We start from the raw sequence: 18,619 nt of genomic DNA on the forward strand, positions 1-18,619 counted from the left end.
CCGCGTCAGGGGCAGAAGAAGAAAAAAGACATTCTAGGATGCCCTGCATAAAGTGCGCAGAGTGCCAGAGGCAAGGCATACCGGCTACCATTATTGAGAATGGGCCGTTCAGGCTAGTGTCGGGCGTGGACCAAATATGGCGCTGCCAACCCGTACAAGGGTGGCGCCATGTGCAATGGCCTGCTCAAAATCAGCCGACATGCCCATGGACAGCACAGGCAGGCCATGGGTCTGGGCCATACTGCGCAGGAGCTGAAAATGCGGGACCGGATTCTGCTCTGCGGGAGGAATGCACATCAACCCCCGCAGGGATGGGCCAAACTGCTTCTGGCACAGGCGGATAAACGCATCGGCCTCTTCTTTTGGCACACCAAATTTCTGGGGTTCATCACCTGTGTTGACCTCCACCAGCAGGTCGGGCAGCCGACCCTGCGCATCCGCTGCGCGGGCAATGGCATCGACCAGTGCTGGGCGGTCGAGGCTTTCAATCATATCGGCAATGCGGACCGCATCCCGCGCCTTGTTGGTCTGTAGCCCTCCAATCAGATGCAGCCGCAGGTCGGGGTTGGCGGCACGCAGGGGCGGGAACTTGACTGCGGCCTCCTGCACCCGGTTTTCACCAAACACGCACTGCCCTGCGGCAAGAGCCTCCTGCACACTTTGCAGAGGGTGAAATTTGGAGACGGCCACCAGAGTCACCTCAGCCGGATCGCGCCCGGCGGCAAGGGCTGCGGCGTGCATGCTGCGGCGCACGGCGCAAAGCCGGTCGGCAATGCTGGACGTGGCGGAAGGGAGAGACGTATCCATGGGGCCCCGGAACTGCTTGCAAAATGGAAAGGCAGGGTCGCCCCTGCTCTTGTATCTTTCCTTTTAAGCGGGGGAGACCGTTAAGACAATTTTGCCAATGTGGTTCCCTTCCTCCAGCGCCTTATGCGCCTGATCGGCCTGCGCAAGCGGGAAGGTGGCGTGGATAAGTGGTTTTATGCTCCCCCGGTCCAGCAGGGGCCATACCCGCTCATGCAGTTCGCGGGCAATGCGGGCCTTGTTGGCGCTGTCTCTGGGGCGCAGGCTGCTACCCGTTACGATCAGGCGGCGGGTCATAATCCGGGCCAGATCGGCCTGTTCCGCCTTGGCTCCTCCCTGAAGGGAAATAATGACCAGCCTGCCATCAAGCGCGAGGGATTTGAGGTTGCGGTTGAAGTACGCGCCGCCAATCATGTCCAGAATAATGTTCACGCCCTGATCGTGGGTCAGTTCGCGAATACGGGTTAAAAAATCTTCTGTGCGGTAGTTAATGGCAGTGGCCCCCAGCTCCGTGCACAGGGCGCATTTTTCATCTGTGCCAGCGGTTGCAAAAGCCTGCCCGCCAAAGGCTTTGACAAGCTGAATGGCCGTTGTACCAATACCACTGGTGCCGCCATGGATCAGCACCCGTGCACCGGGCTCGGGTATGGTCGGCATGAACAGGTTGGACCAGACGGTAAAATAGGTTTCTGGCAGTGCGGCGGCCTGCACGGCATTAAAACCCTTGGGCCATGGCAGGCACTGGCCTGCGGGCACAAGGCAGTACTGCGCATAACCGCCGCCATTGGTTAAGGCGCATACACGGCTGCCGGGGGCGGGCATGGGGGTGCCCTCCTGTGGCAGGCCACAGGCCACCACTTCCCCTGCTATTTCCAGCCCAAGCCGGGGGCAGGCTCCGGGCGGAGGGGGGTAAAGCCCCTTGCGCTGCATAAGGTCGGGGCGGTTAACGCCTGCGGCCATGACGCGCACCAGCACTTCCCCCCGGCCGGGTTGGGGAACCTGCAGGGTTTCAAGGTGCAAAACGTCTGGCTCTCCGGGTTCGGTAAAGCAGATTGCTTGCATGGAGGACGGAACAACAGGTGCAGCAGGCATGGGACACCGCCGGTTTTTGATAACAATCAGACCCTGTTATTATGGGGGGTAGCCGTGCGGGGCAAAAGGGGCTGGGCGATCACGTCCGTGCTACGTGGCGCGGAGGCGGGTGGTTGCCGGGTTATTTGCCGTGTTTTTCCCCTGCCAGTTCGCGGCGGGTGCGTTCGAGTTCTTCCGCGTAACGGCGCAGGACGTAACGCTCGCTGAGAATACCCAGCACATGGCCCTCCCTGTCTGTTACGGCCAGCGCCGGGCGGGTTGTGCGCTCAAAGGCGGCGACGGCATGCCCGATTGAAAAATCGGGGGAAAGCACCTCCCCGTCATGCTCCACCAGAGCGGAAAGGGGCTGGTCGGGGGCAATGGTAATGGACTGGATCAGGTTGCTTTCCAGCAGTCCGGCGTAATGGTTCTGGTCATTGTGCAGCACGATATAGCGGGGCATGCGCCCGGCAAAGTTTGTGCGGGCTGTAGCAACGGTTGTGTCTGCGGCCAGCGTATCCAGCTCCGTGCGCATCATGCGGCCTACGGTTAAGGTGCGCATCCACCCCACATCTACGCCGGAGCGGATATTTTCCCCCCGCAGGTGGAAGCGCCATGTGGCGAAGGAGTAGCCAAAAATGCGTTTGACCGTAAAGGAGGCGACAAGGGCAGTCAGGGCTACGGCGGCGGTCAGGTTGGCGCTGTGGGTAGTTTCCAGCGTGAGCAGGATCATGGTCAGCGGTCCGCCAATAATGGCGGTGGCCAGCGCGCACATGCCCGCAATCATGCACAGTCCCAAGGAGAGGTCCATAACGGGGGCGACCACACTGGCAAAAGCGGCTCCGGTCAGCACCCCCAGATAAAGCGAGGCAAAAAACAGCCCCCCCCTGAACCCCGACCCGATTGAGAGGGTAGAAGCTGCCGCCTTGAGCAGCAAAAGCCCCATTGCCGCCCAGAGCAGGGGGGGGCTGACCAGTCCCGCCCGCATGGCAATATGGCCTGAGGATAGAACGGTGGGGGATATAATGGCTAGACCGCCGACCAGCAGCCCCCCCACCATGGGCCGCAGCCACAGGGGCTTGATGCACACCGCAAAAATCTGTTCCGCGTAGGCGGCACTTTTCATGAGGGCAACGCCGATCAGGGCGGAAATACCCCCCAGCACCGCCAGAAGGGGGTAGGCTAGTGCTGGAATATCCTGCGGAATGGTCATGGTAATGGCGGGGAGTGTTTCCCCCGTCAGGTGCACAACGGCCAGCGCACACAGGGAGGCGCAGGCGACCGGGGCCAGCAGGGGAAAAGCGTAGGAACCTATAATGAGTTCAAACGCGTAAAACGCTCCCGCCAACGGAGCATCAAAAGCGCCGCCAATGGCCCCGGCCGCGCCACACCCTACAAGCAGGCGCACATCGGCCCGGTGCATGCGCAGGTTGCGCCCGATGCGCGAGCCAAAGGCCGCGCCAATCTGGGTAAATCCGGCTTCCAGCCCAAGAGAAATACCACAGCCGTTGGAAAGAATGGTCTGCCCCGTTACAATCAGGCTGTCCCGCAGGGACATGCGCCCCCCATGCAGGGCATTGGCCTCGATCGGGTCAACCGGTCTGTGGCGGTTGTGGCGTTGCAGGATGTAATGCCAAAGGCCCAGCAGCAGGCCGCCTATGGCTGGTACCAGCAGGGCGCGCCAGGGAGCCACATGCTCCAGCCCGGACAGGCGCTTGTAGCCGGGGGCAAGCAGATTATGGGCGAGCAGGGTGGTAAAGGTGATCAGGCTTACGGCCAGTCCTGCCAGCACGCCGGTTATGGCGGCCAGAACAAGCAGCCAGAGCGAATCAGTGCGTACCAGTGCCCGCAGGGCCGCAAGCCACCGGGCTGGCGTCTTATGGGAGCGCAGGTGTTCCAGCAACGCTGTCATGCTGCATGGCATAACAGCATGGGGGCAGGGCGTCCAATAAGATGTATGCGTGGCATACCGCTGATGGGGCAGTCTGCTTTTATGCTGGCTTATGGGGCGGGGGGCTGGGCTGCCAGAATGCGCGAAATATCATCCTCGCTCAGATGATAGCGGAAGAAGATATTGTAAAAATTGCGCAGTGCGGTCCGTATATCCAGATCTGCGAACAAGGCTGGGTGGAGTTTTTTTGCAACCCACTGGACCTGTAGGAGAACCTCGCAGCCGTAGCGGTCCCATGCAAACACCCCTTTGGGGTTAGTCCACCATTTTTGCTGCTGGAACGCGTTGAGCGTACGCAGGGGGGAAGATTCGGGCAGTTCTCCGGCAGAAGGGTCCACAATAACCACATCGGGGTTCCAGACGGCTATCTGCTCAAAGCTGACAGGCCGGTGATTGCCAGCAATTTTTGCGGCATTGACGCCCCCGGCAGCCTGAATCCAGGCATCAATCAGGGTTTTTTGCCCATCAATCTGAAGGGGAGAAAACCGGGCAATATGGAGCACGCGTGGGCGCTCGGTCACAGGCACCTGTGCCGTGCGGAACTTGAGCAGTTCCAGTACGCGCTCCATTTCCTGACGGTAACGCTTGGCGGTATTATGGGCTTCCTGCGTGCCAATGGCTTCGGCGCTCATGTCCAGCGAACTCAGCAGGTCCGGCATGGTCATGTATTCGGCGGCAAGGGTTGGCATGCCTGCGCGCCTGAGTTCTTCCGCCTTGGCTTTGGTGGGTACGAATGTCAGGCCAATCTTGTTGGCCAGCAGGTATTCCGCGCTGGCCGTATCGGGTTTGATACCCATATGCGCCATGTACAGAACGGGAGAAATTTTAAAAAGCCAGGGATTGTCGCCCGAATTTTCCGCCGTGACCCGTATGCGCGGTGCCGCACCCAGCATGACGCTTATTTCGTTATGGGCAAACCACAGGTCGGCAATGGGGGGGGCGCCATCCTTGATCTCGACCGTTGCGCCACTCATATCTGTTACAAGGCGGGCCTGTGCGTGCAGGGGAGCACACAAAGCAAGGCTTGCAGCCATGGCTGCCATAATACGCGGCAGGCTGAAATATCTGGGGCGGTGGAAGGTCATGCGCTTATCCTAATTTCAGATATGTTAAAATATGGACAGACGGCTTGCAAGCCACATCGGCGGGGGAGGCAAAAGCCCCGCAACTACACCAGCAGGAGGCGGCGGATCGTGCGCAGACATCGTGTTATGGTGGGGAACAGGGTTCTGTATTACGCAGCGCAGTTATCGCACGCGCAGCGTTTTGCCTGTGCCCGGCAGGCGGAGGGCATACAGGCCTATGTTGTACCTGACCCAACGCCCCAGCGCACCCGCACAGCACGTATAAATCCCCTGACCGGCAAACCTTATAATAAACCCCAGACTGACGGACAGGCGGCAAAACGGAAAGCCTGAACTTTATGGCTCATGTCATGCGCGGATGGCGGCCCATGGGTTTTAACGTCAGACCGTAACCGTGCGGTTCCGGCGCCAGCTCTCTTCCAGTGCATCGGCCGGGTCGGGGTGAAGGTCACTCCATGCGCCATCCTGGCCGGGGGCATGGGCCAGTGCCCGCCACTGGGCTTCCCCCGCCTGCCGTTCCACCACCACATGCCACGATGGGGGAATGCGGCCTAACAGGCGTTCCATTTTTTGGCCTGAAGTGAGTGGTTTGGCGTAGTTATGCCCCATAACTGGCGGTCTTTCAGTGTTTGCTGGCTTTGAGCAGGCCCATGATCTCGGCAATGGTTTCTGCTGGCTGGTGCAGGGTCAGCAAGGACCATGCAGCCTCGTCCGGGTGTGGGGGTTCGAGTGTTTCCAACTGGTTGGGCAGTTGCCCGGGAGGCATAAAGTGGCCTGTGCGTGTGCTGAGGCGTGTGTGCAAAGTCCCTTCATCTGCATGCAGATAAACAAACTGCACAGCCAGCCCCTGTGCACTCAGCATGGTGCGATACGCACGCTTGAGTGCCGAGCATGCCAGAATACCACCGGTATTGTGTTCCGCGCAGGATTTGAGCCACGCGTGGCACCGCTCCAGCCATGCTTTGCGGTCTGTGTCAGTCAGGGGAATACCATCGCGCATTTTGGCAATGCTGGTGGTCTCGTGCAGGGTGTCTGCATCCAGCCATGGCCAGCCCAGCTCGTTATGCAGGCCTTCGGCAATGGTGGTTTTACCAGACCCACAGACCCCCATGACAACAATAAGGCGTTTGCCAATACCATGTGCCGCAGGCTGGGCGGGCAGAACATGCCCAGGGGGAAAAGCTGAACTGTTCAAAGACATGTCTGGCTCCCTTGCGGTGTGATGACCCGGATACCTTCCGGGCCTGCGGTAATGGTCTGGGTGGCCATGTGCAGGAACAGCCCATGCTCTACCACGCCAACGATGCCATACAGGGCGAGGCTCAGGTCTTCGGGCTCCATAATGGCCGGAAAAACACAATCCATGATCAGGTTTTTTTCATCCGTGAGGAAAAAAGACCCATCGCGCATGCGGCGCGGTGTAACCTGTGCCCCCAAAAGCCCCAGCTTACGTGCGGCATTTTCCCATCCAAAAGGAATGACTTCTACAGGCAGGGGGCAGCGCGTGCCTAAGTGGTCCACGTATTTGCTGGCATCAGCCACTACCACAAACTGGGCTGCTGCGGCGGCCACAATTTTTTCCCACAGAAGTGCCCCGCCCAGCCCTTTGATCAGGTTCAGGGTTCTGGGTTCAATTTCATCCGCGCCATCTATGGCCAGATCAAGCTCGGGCTGCTGGCCAAAGGTGGTCAGGGGAATACCCTCTTCGCGCGCCTGCTTTTCAGTCACGATGGATGTGGGAATGGCGGTAATCCGCAGCCCTTCCTCGCGTATGCGGCGGCCAAGTTCGGCAACCACAAATTTGGCGGTGGAGCCGGTGCCAAGGCCCACGGCCATACCGCTTTGCACCAGAGATGCGGCTTTTACGGCGGATTGCTGCTTAAAAGCTGCTGCGGGGTCGGGTGTGGTGGTTGTCATCTGTCTGTTTGTCCTTGTTATTCTTGGCCCGATGGGGCTGCGGCCTGGTCTGTAAACCATATCAGTTCGCCTTGCGCCGTAACCGCGCTGGCCGGGCATGCGGGGTCCTGCGCACGAATGCGGGCCAGAATATCCCGTTTGGCGGCGCCTTCCACCAAAAAAACCACATGCTGGCTGGAATGAATGGCAGGGTAGGTCAGCGTCAGGCGGGTATGGGGTGCCGTGGGGGGCACGCAGCTTGCAACCCATGCGCTACGGTTGTCGAGCACAGGCTGGCCGGGAAAAAGCGAGGCCGTGTGCCCGTCCGTGCCTATGCCCAGAAGCTGCACATCAAAAAATGGCCGCTCTGGTGAAAAATCCTGTTCTCCGTAAAGGTTTTTCAGGGTCTGTTCGTACGCTCCAGCAGCTTCTTCGGCCAGCCCGTGGTCTGGCATGGGAAAAATATTGGAGGCAAGAATAGGGGCTTTTGAAAAAAGCAGACGCTGCATCATGCCAAAATTGCTGTCGGCATGGTCATGGGGCACAAAGCGGTCATCCCCGATAAAAAACTGCATGTTATGCCACGGAAAGCGCGCAACATAGGGTGCGCTGGCCATAAGGGCATACAGATGCTGGGGGGTGGAACCGCCGCTGAGCGCCAGCCGGAACGGTGCTGTGTCAGCTTTGGCAAGGCTGCGTTCGAGCAGCCAGTCCGCCAGTCCGGTTATCAGTGCCTCCCGGTGGGGAAAAACATGCATGGTTCCAGTGGCGGTGGTCTGTCCGGGCATCATGGGGTCTTTCATGCTCATGGAGGGGGGGCAGCATTTGCAGGGGCGGGAGCATAATGCGGGGCGGGGGCCGTATGGCAACGGGGCAGCACAAACTCCGTTATCGCGCGGGCCCAGCCCTCCTGCGTGTTGGGGGTGGTTATGCAATGCGCATAGGCCTGCACATCTGGCGTGGACTGGCCCATTGCAATGGCGAGCCCGGCAATGGCCAGCATGGGAATGTCGTTGTTCATATCCCCGATACAGGCAACTTCGCCCACACTTATGCCGTAGTCAGCGGCCAGTTGGCGCACGGCATATCCTTTGTTGGCGTGCAGGGGGGTAATATCCAAAAACCATTTGCTGCAGAGGGCAACACTGGCCCGTCCTGCCAGTTTGCGGCCTATATGGACTTCCTGCTCCTGTAGCATGGCGTGGTCTGCCGTGGAGCCGGTAACCTTGCCAATATCATGCACACAGGCGCGCAGGTCGCCCACTTGTGTTGGTGTGCTTTGCACGGTCTGGCTTTCTGCCAGCACAAGAGGGTTCCGAGCATCGCGTACAAGCCACTCATGCCCACGGAACAGCCACGGATCCACCTGCGGGGCAGTCAGCAGGTTCAGGGCTTCCTGCACGGTTTGTGGGGCGAGTGAGAGGCTGGAGCGGATGGTCCGGTCGGGGTTGAACAGGGTGCCGCCATTAAGCGCGCCGTAAGGGGTGCTGACCCTTAACTGCGCAAAATACATTTCCATCCCACCGGGGGGGCGGCTGCTGACAAGGCAGAGAGGCACACCCGCAAGCTGCAATGCCTGCGCTGCCGCCATGCTTTGGGGGGTAATCTGCTTGTCCGGTGTGAGCAGCGTGCCATCCATGTCGGAAACAACAAGGCGGATCTGGCGGGCAGGGGGGCGTTCGGGGCCATGTCTGTTCTGCCCAAAGCCTGCCATTGTGTTCTTCCCCCAATGCCCCGGCCCGTATAAGGGCCGGGGGTAAAAGGCGTTTAGCCTTTGCTTTCTACGTGGCCGCCAAAGCCGAAGCGCATGGCGGACAGGATTTTTTCTGCAAATGTATTGTCACTGCGTGAACGAAAGCGCGTAAACAGGGCAGCCGTCATGACCGGCACGGGCACGGCTTCTTCAATCGCGGCTTCAATGGTCCAGCGGCCTTCGCCCGAATCGCTGACTTCCCCACTGAATTTGGAAAGCTCGCCATTATTGGCAAGGGCCTGTGCCGTCAGGTCCAGCAGCCAGGAGGACACCACGCTACCCCGGCGCCAGACTTCGGCAATATCGGCCATGTTAAGCGAGAACCGTTCGTCCTCGGCCAGAAGCGGGGAGTCCTTGCGGTACATAACGTCAAAGCCTTCGGCAAAGGCCTGCATCATGCCGTATTCAATGCCGTTATGGACCATTTTGACAAAATGACCCGAACCCGCCGGACCACAATACAGGTACCCCTGCTCGGCCCGCGGGTCCAGCCCTTCGCGGTCACGCTCGGGGGTGCGGGGGATGTCCCCCATGCCCGGAGCAAGTGCTGCCAGAATGGGGTCAATATGGTCAGCGGCTTCTCTGGCGCCGCCGTACATCATGCAGTAGCCCCGATCCAGCCCCCACACGCCGCCGGATGTGCCAATATCAAGGTAATCAATCCCTTTTTCGGCCAGCACCCTGGCGCGGCGGATATCGTCCTTGTAGTAGGTGTTGCCCCCATCAATAACGATGTCGCCCCGGCCCATCAGCCCGGCAAGGGACATAACGGTTTCTTCCGTAATGTCGCCAGCGGGGAGCATGGACCATACAATTTTTCTGGGGCCACGTAGCTGCGCAACAACATCGGCCAGACTGCTTGCCCCTGCTGCGCGGCCGGGTTCTGCCCGTGCCACGGTTTTTTCCACCGCTGCGGCGTCCCGGTCGTACACAACAACGTCGTGCCCAAAGCGTGTCAGGCGGACGGCAATGTTGCCTCCCATCCTGCCCAGCCCAACAATGCCTATCTGCATGATCTCTCTCCGCTTTCAGTCTTTATTACAGGGCGTCATGCAGGGCGGAGGCCAGTGCTGCAAGCCCTTCCTTGAGATTGCCACGGATATGCACGCGCAGGGCGCGGCGTTTGCGCTCGCTCAGCACGTCAAAATCACCACGGGCCTGTGCGGCCTTGACCACGCCAAACGTGTAGCTGGTGCCGGGCACGGGCAGGTCGCGCGCATTGTCTGCCGTAATCTGGAGGAACACCCCCGTATTGGGGCCACCTTTATAAGCCTGCCCTGTGGAGTGGAGGAAGCGCGGCCCAAAACCTGTTGAGGTGGCAATGGTTTTGGCGTCACGCACATGCAGGCGGATGTGCTGGAGCCATTCTGTCGTTTCGCGGTTACGCTCGATAAAGGCGAGCAGGGCCACGTAGTCACCCGGTTTTACGCGGTCAAAATGGGCCTTGAGAACACCACAGGCGCTCTCGGCCTTTACGGCAGCGGCGTTGGTGGGGTCCGTATAAAAGGCTAGAGGCCCAAATTCGGCAAACGGAGCCTGCGCAGGCAGCGCGCCGGTCTGTTCGTAAGCTGCGGTCAGCTTGCGCGTTTCGATTTTTGTGGATTCCACATCGGGCTGGTCAAACGGGTCTATGCCCAGAAAAGCCCCGGCAACAGCGGTTGCCACCTCCCAGCGGAAGAACTCCTGCGCAATCTGGCGCTTGTTGTGCAAGGTGATGGTCAGCACCGGCTGCCCGGCTTCGATCAGGGTTGCAATGGCTTCATCCTGCTCATGCCGGTGTTCGGGGGCCAGACGCAGGTAAACAAACAGCCGGTCGTGGCCATAGCGGCTGGGACCACCCAGGGTTTCGTTATCAACCGGAATAATGCCCTTGCCGTGCTTGCCGGTGGATTCCGCCACCAGCTGTTCCAGCCATGCACCAAAGCTTGCAATCTGGGGTGTGGCAATAATGCTCAGCTTGTCACGGCCCAGTGCCTGAGCGGCAACGCCCATAAGTGTGCCAAGCTGCACACCGGGGTTGAACGCGGGTGGCACGCTGGCATCGCACAGGCGTACGCCACGCAGGGCATCTTCCAAAAACAGGCGGATGGGCACACCGGCGGCAGCCGCTGGCACAAGCCCGAAGTTGGAGAGAATGGAATAGCGCCCGCCAATTTTGGGGTCACCTGCAAAAACCTTCCAGAACCCTTCCTGCCGGGCCAGTGCCTCCAGTTTGGAGCCGGGGTCTGTAATGGCTACAAAATGCGCGCCCGCTTTATCCTTGAGGGCGCGCTTGGCCAGATCCTGAAAATAGGACAGCATAATATTGGGCTCAAGCGTGCTGCCGGATTTGGAGGCAACAATAAACAGCGTGTGCTCGGGGTCTATCTTGCGCTCAAAGGCCGCAACCTGCTGCGGGTCCGTGCTGTCCAGCACATACAGGTGGCCAAAGCCTTCGTGCTTGCCAAAGGTCATGGCCAGCACTTCCGGCCCCATGCTGGAGCCGCCCATGCCCATCAGCAGCACCTGCTTGAAACCGCGCGCCTTGACCTCGGCCTGAAACGCTTCCAGCTCGTCCACATGGGCCAGCCGTTCGTCCACAACATCCAGCCAGTTCAGCCAGCCTGCTTCGGAGTTGCCGGTCCAGACGGAGGCATCCTTACGCCACAGCCGGCGGATGGTGCCATCCTTGCGCCATGCTTCCAGCCCCGTATCCAGCGCCGTCTGCAGGTCGGCTGGCAGGTTGGTTCTGGACGTGGTCAGCTTGTTGCCCATCAGGGCGATCTGTTTGGCAGCAACGGAACCAAGGAGGGCGTCAAACGCATCTTCAAATGCGCTCACACCTTCATTGAGCAGCGTAGCGGTTACGCCATCCAGGTCAAGGCCAAGGCGCTCGGCCTCTTCCATCACCTTGCGGGCTTCAGCCACGCCCTGTGTCAGGCTTTCGCTGACCGTGCCGTGGTCGCGGAAGGCATCCATGGTGGCAGGGGGCAGGGTGTTGACTGTCTGCGGGCCGATCAGCGTGTCCACGTACAGCACATCGCTATAGGCCTTGTCCTTGGTGCCGGTGGAGGCCCATAGCAGGCGCTGAGTCTGTGCCCCGGCCTCTTCCAGCGCTTTCCAGCGCGGGGTCTGCATGATGTTCTGCCAGTAGGCATAGGCCATTTTGGCGTTGGCAATGGCTACCTTGCCGCGCAGGCTTTTAAGGTGCTCTGCGTCCTTGTCCGCTGCTTTGGTCCGCTGGTCTATGGTGGCGTCAATCTTGCCATCAATCCGGCTGACAAAGAACGAGGCCACAGAGGCCACACGGGACAGATCCCCCCCGCGGGCTTTGAGGTCTTCCAGCCCGCTCAGCCATGCTTCCACTACATCCGCATAGGCTGCGAGTGAGAAAATGAGCGTGACGTTAACGTTAATCCCTGCGGCAATGCTCTGGCGGATGGCCGGAATGCTCTGCGGTGTTGCAGGGATTTTGATCATCAGGTTCGGGGCGTTTACATCTGCCCACAGTCGTTTTGCTTCATGCGCGGTCCCGGCCTCGTCCCGCGCCAGATAGGGGGACACTTCAAGGCTTACAAACCCGTCGCGGCCTTTGGTCTGCTCGTAAACAGGGGCCAGAACATGGGCTGCGGCCTGAATGTCGGCTACGGCAAGCCGCTCGTACAGAGCGCCGGGGGAGAGTGTTTCATGTGCCAGAATATCGCGTATCTGCGGGTCATATTCCGTGCCTTCTCCCATGGCTTTCTGGAAAATGGCCGGGTTGGAGGTTACGCCGCGTATGTCGCCACTGTGCACCAGCTTGGCCAGCGAGCCGTCTTCCACAAAGGAGCGGCGGATAAAGTCCAGCCAAGGGGACTGATGGACCGTGGCCAGGGCCTGTAATGGGTTGCTGCCTGTTGGCACAGAGGCGGTCATACGTGCATATCCTTATCCTGCCCGGCTGCTGTTTGGCAGGAGCCGGGCTTTAGTCCTGTAACCGTTACGCCAGAGGGGCTGTCTGGTTCAGCCTGCCTGTTTGCGGGCGGCGTTGACAACAGCGTCCACCGTAAAGCCGAAGTGCCTGAGCAGCTGGCTTGCCGGGCCAGATGCGCCAAAGCCGTTCATGGCAATAATGGTGCCGGTGGGGCCAGCGTAACGGTCCCACCCAATTGGGGAGCCCGCTTCTACCACCACGCGCCCCGTAACGGCGGAAGGTAGAACGCTTTCGCGGTAAGATTGTGGCTGCGCTTCAAACAGCTCCCAGCTTGGCATGGAAACCACGCGGGCAGGCACACCCTGAGCACTCAGGGTTTCATACGCTTCGACCGCCAGCGAAAGTTCACTGCCTGTTGCAATCAGGATCACCCGGGGGGTCTGTTCGCTGCTGGCCAGCACGTAAGCGCCTTTAGCCAGACCCGAGGCAGGGGCATAGCGTGTGCGGTCCAGTGTCGGCAGGTCCTGACGGCTCAGGGCCAGTGCCGCAGGGCCGGAGCGGTTGGCAATAAGGTAGCGCCATGCCTCGGCAACCTCGTTGGCATCTGCCGGGCGCAGGGTGGTCAGGCCGGGGGTCGCACGCAGTTGCACCAGTTGTTCAATCGGCTGGTGGGTTGGTCCATCCTCGCCCACGCCAATGGAATCGTGGGTGAAAATATAGGTCACCGGCAGCCCCATAAGGGCGGACAGGCGGATAGGGGCCTTCATGTAGTCCGAAAAGATCAGGAACCCCGCACCATATGGGCGCAGGCCATACAGGGCCATGCCATTTACAATGGCACCCATGGCGTGTTCACGCACACCAAAATGGAAGTTGCGGCCAGCATAGCTGCCACCCCATCTGGCGGGCTGAAAACTCTCCTGCCCCTTGAGCAGCGTTTTGGTGGAGGGGGCCAGATCGGCCGAACCACCCAGCAGCCACGGCAGGCGGCCTGCAACGGCGTTCAGCACTTCGCCCGAGCTGGCGCGTGAGGCAATGCCCTTGGCGTCTGCCGGGTAAAGCGGAATATCCGCATCCCAGCCTTCGGGCAGGGTACCGCTGAAAATGGCGTCCAGTTCGCCCGCTTTTTCCGGATGGGCGGTGCGGTAGTCCGCAAACAGTTTTTCCCATGCCGTGCGTGCGGCCAGCCCGCGTGCGCCAAGCCCTGCGCGCATGTGCGGCAGAACGGCATCGGGCACGGCAAAGCTGCTGTCTTCGGGCCAGTTGAGGAACTTTTTGGTTTCGCGCACTTCTTCCGCACCCAACGGCTCACCATGGGCGGATGCCTTGCCAGCCTTATGCGGAGCACCCCATGCAATAACCGAGTGCGCAATAATCAGGGTTGGTTTGCTGGTCTGGGCGCGGGACTGGGCCAGAAGTTCTGCAAAAGCGGCTGTGTCGTTGGCGTCCTTGAGCTCAAGCACCTGCCAGCCATAGGCGGCAAAGCGTTCGGCTACGTTTTCGGTAAACGCGACATCGGTCGAGCCTTCGATGGAAATCCGGTTGGAATCATAGATCCATGTCAGGTTGCCCAGTTCCAGATGCGCAGCAAGGGAGGCGGCCTCGCTGGATACGCCTTCCATCATGTCTCCATCCCCGCACAGGGTGTACACATGGTGGTCGAACAGCGTAAAGCCGGGCATGTTGTAGCGCGCGGCCAGCCATTTTTCGGCAATGGCCATGCCTACGGAATTGCCACAGCCTGCACCTAGTGGCCCTGTTGTGGTTTCCACCCCCGTTGTGTGGCCGTATTCGGGGTGGCCCGGAGTTTTGGAACCAAACTGGCGGAACTGGCGGAGGTCTTCCACGCTCAGGGCGGGTTCGTTCGTAACCTTGCCGTTGGTGACCTGCCGGATGCCTACAACATGAATAAGCGCGTAAAGCAGCATGGAGGCATGGCCGATGGACAGCACAAAGCGGTCACGGTTGGGCCAGAGCGGGGCTGTGGGGTCGTAATTCAGGGTGTTCTGCCACAGGGTGTAGGCAATGGGGGCCATGGACATGGCGGCCCCGGGGTGCCCGGAATTGGCGTTCTGCACGGCATCCATCACCAGAGTGCGGATGGTGTTGATGCACAGCGTATCGGGGCTGTTCACTCTACCGGCTTCTGCCCCGGCAGGTGCACGCAGGGGGGTAGAAAAAGAAACGCGCATAGCGGGCCTGTCCTCCAGCTGGGCTTTAGTGCCAAAGCCCGCAAATATAGGGTTGGAGCCTGCGCACGAGGCCCCATTAAAAAACGTTTTTGCACAATTCCACGGTTCTGCATTTTTCGGCAAGAGACGAGCTTGCCGGGAGCGGAACCCTTGCGGAGTTATCCAGTTCAACCCATTATATCAAAAGAGTTGTTGTTCTGCCATGTTCCCCGTCCGCCATATGCCAACAAGTTGCTTTGCGGTGGGTGGGTAATGTGACAAAATGGAACGCTCATGCAATCAGGTGCATGAGTGCGTAGGGCGTTGCCCTGAACAGGATAAACCGTTTTTTCCGGAGGTCAGCCATGACAGAAGAGTCTACACGGACACAGTCCGGGCAGGCCCCCGCCAATCCGGCAGCCGGAGAAGGCGGGCAGGCTTTTACGCGCGAGCAGGTGGAAGCCCTGTTCATTAACGCTGCCAGAGAAGGAGATGCGGACCTGCTGGCCCGCTTCCTTGAAGCGGGCATGGACCCGAATCTCAGGATGGAAAAAGGGTACACCCCCCTTATTCTGGCGGCTTATAATGGGCACGGGGACGCCGTGCGCGTGCTGCTGGACCGTGGTGCGGACCCGAACCTGAAGGATGAAAAAGGTTCCACTGCCCTTTCGGGTGTGGCGTTTAAAGGGGATGTTGCCTTGGTGAACATGCTGCTTGCAGCCGGTGCCGAGGTGGATGCCGCCAATGCCGTAGGGCGTACGCCGCTTATGTTTGCTGTCATGTTCGGGCGGGATGATGTCGCCCGTGTGCTGCTTGGGGCGCGGGCCAATGTGCTGCTGCGTGATGGGGAGGGGCTGAATGCTCTGGACCTGGCCCAGCGGCAGGGCAATGGTGCATTGTTGCAGGACCTGAAAAAAGCGGTAGGCGTTTCCGCCTGAGCCTGACGCAGGGGCACCGCTGCAAAGCTGTGCCGCGCCTGATTTTTTGATCGAGCTTTTTTGAGCAACGGCCTGCCAGCGCAGGCCGTTCAACTTATGTGCATGGAATGATCGGAATGAGCCGTTTCTGGAGCCCTCTTGTTCACACCCTTACGCCTTACGTGCCAGGTGAGCAGCCCAAAATTGCCAATCTGATCAAGCTGAACACCAATGAATCGCCCTATGGCCCATCCCCCCGTGCGCTGGAGGCCATAAAGGCCGCCACCAATGATACCCTGCGCCTTTACCCCGATCCGGAAGCCTTGGCATTGCGCACGGCGCTGGGCCAGCGTGTGGGGCTGGGCGCGGACCATGTGTTTGTTGGCAATGGCTCGGACGAGGTGCTGGCCCACGCTTTTCAGGCTCTGTTTGCACACGGGGACCCTCTGCTCTTCCCCGATGTCAGCTATAGTTTTTACAAGGTTTACTGCGGGCTGTACAAACTGCCTTACCGCACGGTGCCATTGCGTGCGGATATGGGCATTGCGGTGGAGGATTACACCGGCCCATGCAGTGGCGTGGTGATTGCCAACCCCAATGCGCCAACGGGTATTGCTCTGGGGCTGGACGCCGTACGCAAGCTGCTGGACATGCACCCCGAGCGGGTGGTGCTGGTCGATGAAGCCTATGTGGATTTTGGCGCGCAGAGCGCGGTAACACTGGTCCGTGATTACCCTAACCTGCTGGTTGTGCAGACCTTCTCCAAATCCCGTGCACTGGCTGGCGCACGGGTGGGCTTTGCCTTTGGGCAGCCTGATCTGATTGAGGCACTGGTACGGGTCAAGGACAGTTTTAACTCGTATCCGCTGGACCGTCTGGCGCAGGCCGGGGCTCTGGCCTCTGTCGAGGATGAGGACTGGTTTGCCAAAAGCGTGCAGCGGGTTGTGGACAGCCGCACGCTGCTGAGTGATGGACTGCGCGACCTTGGTTTTGAAGTCTTGCCCTCCATGGCAAACTTTGTTTACACTCGGCATCCTGATCGTGATGCAGGAGAACTCGCGGCGCAGTTGAGAGCCCGGGCCATTCTTGTCCGCCACCTCAAGGGTGAACGCACAATGGCGTGGTTGCGCATTACGGTGGGAACGCAAGAGCAGTGTCAGGCCTTGCTTGATGTGTTGCGCGACAGTGTTCTTCGCAATTCGTAAAAACTGTCTGGTCATTTGTCCAGCCGTTACGATCCTGGTCGGGGCAGTGCCGTGCGCTGTGCGCGGCAGGAGTGGCAAGGCCGGTCAGGTATTAAATTTTTAAGACATAAACCGTGCCGCGATCCCGCCGTACGGTCTTGATTTGATGGAGGGTCTGTTCATGCGCGCTTTTCGCGGCCAGATGTCTGATAACCAGCCAATCCGGCGCTCTCTGCCGGAAAAACAGAAGCAACTGCGTGACCTGAAGGAAACGCTGGCTGCCATGAAGTCCCACACCTCTCCTGCACTCAAGGAGAGTGTGCGTAAACGCATTGCCCAGCTTGAGGCTGAGCTTACGGCGGCTCCCGTTCTTAAATCCAACCGCCCCAGTGGTGCCGCCCGGCCCCGGCAGGAGCGGGGGAATGCGCCGCGTCGGCCAACAATACGATCTCTTTAAATAACGGGCCAGACAGGGGAGAGGTGGTTGACCTCTCCCCTTTTTTTGTGGCTTGTGCGTGTTGTGGCGTCTTCATTACCGCAAGATCAGGTGGTTGCGGTGCATTGGAAAAATACCCCCATAACAGATTGGCAGAGCAGGGAGATCGGAATTGGCTGGAACCACCTTGTCTCAACTGACCGATCTGCTTTCTGAAGGGGGGACCCTGCTGCGTGATGGTCTGGTCTGGGCCATTTACTGCCGCCCCGGTCATGAGCCGCAGGAACTTGAGCGCGATGTGGTGGTTCACCGCCTGACAACCGGGAACTTTCCCCCCGAGTTTGCCGAGGGCGCAGGGTGGGCGTGGTTTCATTTTGATATTGTCCACACCATGTCTCGCCACCAGATCGAGACCATTCCCTCCCTGCCCGAAGAGGTGCGGCAGGTTCTGACCAATCTTGAGCGCAGCACCCGGCTGGAAAACGAGGGGGATATAGTTTTTGGCGCACTCCCCGCGTTTGATGATACGTCTACCGATGATGATCGGAACGTCAGCACATGGCGGTTCTCTCTTGAGCCTGATCTGCTGCTTACCACCCGCCGCCACCCTATTCCCGCCCTTGGGGTTGTGTTTCATGAACTCAAGCGCGGGCTGGTGCCACGCTCCCCCGCCAAGGTGGTGGACCGTGCCCTGCTGGAATTTGCCGATACGTTGCGGCGTGACTTTGCCCGGCTGGATGACCAGCTTGACCGGGCGGAAGATGTGCTGCTGATGCTCGACCGTGATACGGATCTGGGCCGTATGAGCGCCCTGCTGGGTATGGTGCGCCGCCGCTCCACGGAACTGAGGCGGGTGCTGGCGCCCGTTGACCGTATTTTCCGTGATGAAGAGCTGGAACTGCCCGAATGGGCCGAGGATGATCTGAAGGACCGCTCGCACCGGCAGGTTCATGCCGCGCTCGATGACCTTCTGGCCCTTCAGGACCGGGCCCGTTCCTTGCAGGATGAGCTGACATCCAATCAGGCGGAAGAAACCAACCGACGGCTGTATATTTTGACCGTGGGCACCATCCTTATGCTCCCGGCAACGCTGGTCACCGGCTTTTTTGGCATGAATACGGGCGGCATGTTCCTGACCGACGGTCGCTGGGGCACGGTGGATGCCGGTGGACTGTGTTTTCTGATCATGATGGGAACATGGTTTTTACTCAAGTTCATCCGCTTTTTGTAAAAGCCGCCTGTGGCATGTATCGGCAGGACCACAAGCATCAGAAGGGTTGCATGTGGGTGCGTGTGCCATAAAATAAGCCAAGTTGAGGAGCATGGTCGTCGGCTGGGATTTTGGTATTATCTGGCCAGCTCATGAGTAAAATAGCCATGTCCGTGTTGTTTGCGCATAGTCAAGCCGGTTCTGCCGCAGGGCGCGTGAATGTCGGTGGAGCGTTTTCTTGCATGTGGG

17 protein-coding genes are annotated in these 18,619 nt (G+C 59.7%); 5 read left to right on the plus strand and 12 right to left on the minus strand.

Annotation, left to right across the window (positions count from 1 at the left end; genetic code table 11):
* Positions 1–108: 108 nt before the first annotated feature.
* The 4 genes from HNR55_RS07000 to HNR55_RS07015 all read right to left on the minus strand — a co-directional run bounded on the left by HNR55_RS07000 (position 109) and on the right by HNR55_RS07015 (position 4,869).
* The gene (locus HNR55_RS07000; RefSeq protein WP_166113175.1) at positions 109–807 is read right to left on the minus strand and encodes a YggS family pyridoxal phosphate-dependent enzyme; all 699 of its coding nucleotides are present in this window, start codon (positions 805–807) and stop codon (positions 109–111) included.
* Positions 808–870: 63 nt separating this feature from the next.
* Positions 871–1,896 (minus strand): NAD(P)H-quinone oxidoreductase, encoded by a 1,026-nt coding sequence (locus tag HNR55_RS07005; RefSeq protein ID WP_166113172.1) that lies wholly within the window; start codon positions 1,894–1,896, stop codon positions 871–873.
* A 121-nt stretch (positions 1,897–2,017) separates the two neighbouring features.
* On the minus strand, positions 2,018–3,787 hold the full coding sequence (locus HNR55_RS07010; protein ID WP_166113169.1) for a chloride channel protein: 1,770 nt from the start codon (positions 3,785–3,787) through the stop codon (positions 2,018–2,020).
* Between the two features lie 89 nt (positions 3,788–3,876).
* Positions 3,877–4,869: an ABC transporter substrate-binding protein gene (locus HNR55_RS07015; RefSeq protein WP_166113314.1), complete on the minus strand. Its 993-nt coding sequence runs from the start codon at positions 4,867–4,869 to the stop codon at positions 3,877–3,879.
* A gap of 150 nt (positions 4,870–5,019) precedes the next feature.
* On the opposite strand from HNR55_RS07015, the gene HNR55_RS07020 reads away from it, so the two are divergent.
* Complete coding sequence (locus HNR55_RS07020) at positions 5,020–5,244, plus strand: hypothetical protein (RefSeq protein ID WP_184382627.1); 225 nt, start codon at positions 5,020–5,022, stop codon at positions 5,242–5,244.
* Between the two features lie 48 nt (positions 5,245–5,292).
* On the opposite strand, the gene HNR55_RS07025 is transcribed toward HNR55_RS07020, so the two are convergent.
* The 8 genes from HNR55_RS07025 to tkt all read right to left on the minus strand — a co-directional run bounded on the left by HNR55_RS07025 (position 5,293) and on the right by tkt (position 14,644).
* Positions 5,293–5,478, minus strand: coding sequence for a hypothetical protein (locus HNR55_RS07025; RefSeq protein WP_242005474.1), 186 nt, complete (start codon positions 5,476–5,478; stop codon positions 5,293–5,295).
* A gap of 55 nt (positions 5,479–5,533) precedes the next feature.
* Complete coding sequence (locus HNR55_RS07030; RefSeq protein WP_166113163.1) at positions 5,534–6,112, minus strand: gluconokinase; 579 nt, start codon at positions 6,110–6,112, stop codon at positions 5,534–5,536.
* Positions 6,103–6,828, minus strand: coding sequence for a ribose-5-phosphate isomerase RpiA (rpiA, locus tag HNR55_RS07035; RefSeq protein WP_166113160.1), 726 nt, complete (start codon positions 6,826–6,828; stop codon positions 6,103–6,105). Before rpiA ends, HNR55_RS07030 begins: the two co-directional genes overlap by 10 nt.
* Positions 6,829–6,845: 17 nt before the next feature.
* Positions 6,846–7,595, minus strand: coding sequence for a 6-phosphogluconolactonase (pgl, locus tag HNR55_RS07040; protein ID WP_166113308.1), 750 nt, complete (start codon positions 7,593–7,595; stop codon positions 6,846–6,848).
* 17 nt (positions 7,596–7,612) lie between these two features.
* Positions 7,613–8,521: an HAD family hydrolase gene (locus tag HNR55_RS07045; RefSeq protein ID WP_166113157.1), complete on the minus strand. Its 909-nt coding sequence runs from the start codon at positions 8,519–8,521 to the stop codon at positions 7,613–7,615.
* 53 nt (positions 8,522–8,574) lie between these two features.
* Entirely contained in the window at positions 8,575–9,573 is a 999-nt protein-coding gene (gene gnd, locus HNR55_RS07050; protein WP_166113154.1) for a phosphogluconate dehydrogenase (NAD(+)-dependent, decarboxylating), read from the minus strand.
* Positions 9,574–9,598: 25 nt separating this feature from the next.
* Positions 9,599–12,454 (minus strand): bifunctional transaldolase/phosoglucose isomerase, encoded by a 2,856-nt coding sequence (locus HNR55_RS07055; RefSeq protein ID WP_166113151.1) that lies wholly within the window; start codon positions 12,452–12,454, stop codon positions 9,599–9,601.
* An 87-nt stretch (positions 12,455–12,541) separates the two neighbouring features.
* On the minus strand, positions 12,542–14,644 hold the full coding sequence (tkt, locus tag HNR55_RS07060; protein WP_166113148.1) for a transketolase: 2,103 nt from the start codon (positions 14,642–14,644) through the stop codon (positions 12,542–12,544).
* A gap of 344 nt (positions 14,645–14,988) precedes the next feature.
* On the opposite strand from tkt, the gene HNR55_RS07065 reads away from it, so the two are divergent.
* The 4 genes from HNR55_RS07065 to HNR55_RS07080 all read left to right on the plus strand — a co-directional run bounded on the left by HNR55_RS07065 (position 14,989) and on the right by HNR55_RS07080 (position 18,391).
* Complete coding sequence (locus HNR55_RS07065) at positions 14,989–15,561, plus strand: ankyrin repeat domain-containing protein (protein ID WP_166113145.1); 573 nt, start codon at positions 14,989–14,991, stop codon at positions 15,559–15,561.
* Between the two features lie 116 nt (positions 15,562–15,677).
* Complete coding sequence (hisC, locus tag HNR55_RS07070) at positions 15,678–16,745, plus strand: histidinol-phosphate transaminase (RefSeq protein WP_166113142.1); 1,068 nt, start codon at positions 15,678–15,680, stop codon at positions 16,743–16,745.
* Positions 16,746–16,905: 160 nt separating this feature from the next.
* A complete protein-coding gene (locus HNR55_RS07075; protein ID WP_166113138.1) occupies positions 16,906–17,181 on the plus strand; it encodes a hypothetical protein in 276 nt (91 codons plus the stop codon).
* 151 nt (positions 17,182–17,332) lie between these two features.
* Positions 17,333–18,391, plus strand: a complete 1,059-nt coding sequence (locus tag HNR55_RS07080; RefSeq protein WP_242005473.1) for a transporter — start codon at positions 17,333–17,335, stop codon at positions 18,389–18,391.
* Positions 18,392–18,619: the final 228 nt, after the last annotated feature.

Source organism: Acetobacter lovaniensis, from assembly GCF_014207635.1.
GTDB classification, from domain to species: domain Bacteria; phylum Pseudomonadota; class Alphaproteobacteria; order Acetobacterales; family Acetobacteraceae; genus Acetobacter; species Acetobacter lovaniensis.